Origin of the sequence: Caballeronia sp. (genome assembly GCF_049581465.1) — a bacterium.
Lineage (GTDB): Bacteria > Pseudomonadota > Gammaproteobacteria > Burkholderiales > Burkholderiaceae > Caballeronia.
Genome location: NZ_JBAUSA010000816.1, coordinates 1 through 2,210 on the forward strand (window position 1 = coordinate 1; position 2,210 = coordinate 2,210).

Sequence of the window (2,210 nt, forward strand, 5' to 3'; positions counted from 1 at the left end):
CCCGAAGGGGCGCGGCTTTTCTACTTTTCGACCCACGCATACAAACCCCCGAGTTAGCCCCAAATCCCCCTTCTGTTCGCCCCATCGCGACGCCTGAAAATCGCCAACAATTCAGGCTACAGAAAGAGGCTAAAGACATGGCAACTACCGCAGCGGCAGCACAACAACCAATCGTCAACGCGAAGACCGGGAAGCTCAAGCGCATCCTGATCATTGCAGCAATAGCAACCATTCTCCTGGGCGCAGGCGCAGGCGGCGCGTACTTCCTGCTTCACAAAGACAGCATTCTGGGACCGGCAAAAGCCGCCGCGGCACTCCCCCCTGTGTTCTTCCCGCTCGACTCGATGACCGTCAACCTGCAAACCGACGACGGCATGCATTACCTGCGCGTGGGCCTGACGCTCAAGCTGCCCGATGACAAAGCCCAGGCCGTGATCACCGAGCGCATGCCGGAAGTACGCAGCCACATCATCGAACTACTGTCGGCAAAGCGTCCCGAAGACCTCATCGGTATCGAAGGCAAGCGCACGCTGGCCACAGAACTCCTGACGACCGTGAAAACCACGGCCGGCACCCCCGGGCATCCGGCGCAAGTCCAGGAAGTGCTGTTCACTGAATTCGTCGTTCAGTAAGCAGCGCCCGAGAAAACGCCAATAAGGAAGAGTGATGGGCCACGAAGAGTTCATGTCGCAGGAGGAGGTCGATGCCCTGCTCAAGGGCGTCACCGGGGAAGTCGATGCAGTCGCGGATGAAGTCCGCAACGGCGGCGTGCGTCCCTACAACCTCGCGACGCAGGAACGCATCGTCCGGGGCCGCATGCCCGGAATGGAAATCATCAATGATCGCTTCGCGCGGCTCCTGCGCGTGGGCATCTTCAACTTCATGCGGCGTTCGGCGGAAATTTCCGTCGGCCCGGTAAAGGTTCAAAAGTACAGCGAGTTCACCCGCAACCTGCCCATCCCGACCAACCTCAACCTGGTCCATGTGAAGCCGTTGCGCGGCACGTCGCTCTTCGTGTTCGACCCGAACCTCGTGTTCTTCGTCGTGGACAACCTGTTCGGCGGCGATGGCCGTTTCCACACCCGCGTGGAAGGCCGTGAATTTACGCAGACCGAGCAACGCATCATCAGCAAGCTGCTCAATCTCGTGTTCGAACACTACACGGCCGCGTGGCGCAGCGTGCGCCCGCTCAACTTCGAATACGTGCGCTCGGAAATGCACACGCAGTTCGCGAACGTCGCGACGCCCAACGAGATCGTGATCGTCACGCAGTTCTCCATCGAATTCGGTTCGACCGGCGGCACGCTGCACATCTGCATGCCGTATTCGATGATCGAGCCGATCCGCGACGTCCTTTCATCGCCGATCCAGGGCGAAGCGCTCGAAGTCGATCGCCGCTGGGTGCGCGTGCTGTCACAGCAAGTCCAGGCAGCCGAAGTCGAACTAACGGTGGATCTCGCGCAGATCCGCACGACCTTCGAACAGATTCTCAACATGCAAGCCGGCGATGTCCTGCCAATCAATGTGCCCGAGCAGGTCACGGCAAAAGTAGACGGCGTGCCGGTGATGGAATGCGGCTACGGAATTTTCAATGGTCAATACGCGTTGCGCGTGCAAAAGATGGTCAGCGCATCCGACACGATGAAGGAAGGTGGATATGAGTGACGTAACCGAACAAGGCGCATCGCCGGCCGATCCGGTCAAGGAAGCGGACCTGGAAATGGACGACTGGGCGAGCGCGCTGGCCGAACAGAACGGCAACGAGGCGCCAGCGGTGGCAGCCTCGGCAGGCGTGTTCCAGGCATTATCGAAAGTGCCCCCGGCAGCGGCCACGCGCAACGATATCGAGATGATTCTCGATATCCCCGTGCAGATGACGGTCGAACTCGGCCGCACGAAGATCGCCATTCGCAACTTGCTGCAACTGGCACAGGGCTCAGTGGTGGAACTCGACGGCCTCGCCGGCGAACCCATGGACGTGCTCGTGAACGGCTGCCTGATCGCGCAGGGCGAAGTCGTGGTGGTCAACGACAAATTCGGTATCCGCCTGACGGACATCATCACGCCATCCGAACGCATCCGGAAATTGAATCGATGAAACGCCTTGTCGCAGCCGCCGCAGCGCTCGTGCCTCTCTGGGCCAGCGCCGCCGACATGAACGCCGTCAACCACGCGGCTCAGATCGCCTCGGGCGTTGGCGCGGGCACGGC

Annotated in this window: 3 protein-coding genes; all 3 read left to right on the top strand. The window is 60.6% G+C overall.

Annotated features, from left to right (window positions below):
• Positions 1-137 precede the first annotated feature (137 nt).
• Genes fliL through fliN form a run of 3 tightly spaced genes read left to right on the top strand, consistent with a single transcriptional unit; the run spans position 138 to position 2,098 of the window.
• Entirely contained in the window at positions 138-632 is a 495-nt protein-coding gene (fliL, locus tag WCA53_RS20075) for a flagellar basal body-associated protein FliL (RefSeq protein WP_423914707.1), read from the top strand.
• A gap of 34 nt (positions 633-666) precedes the next feature.
• Positions 667-1,665 carry a flagellar motor switch protein FliM gene (gene fliM, locus WCA53_RS20080; RefSeq protein ID WP_423914701.1) on the top strand — a complete coding sequence of 333 codons (999 nt, stop codon included), beginning with the start codon at positions 667-669 and terminating at the stop codon, positions 1,663-1,665.
• Entirely contained in the window at positions 1,658-2,098 is a 441-nt protein-coding gene (fliN, locus tag WCA53_RS20085; protein ID WP_423914704.1) for a flagellar motor switch protein FliN, read from the top strand. The genes fliM and fliN overlap by 8 nt, the downstream gene beginning before the upstream one ends.
• The last annotated feature ends 112 nt before the right edge of the window (positions 2,099-2,210 follow it).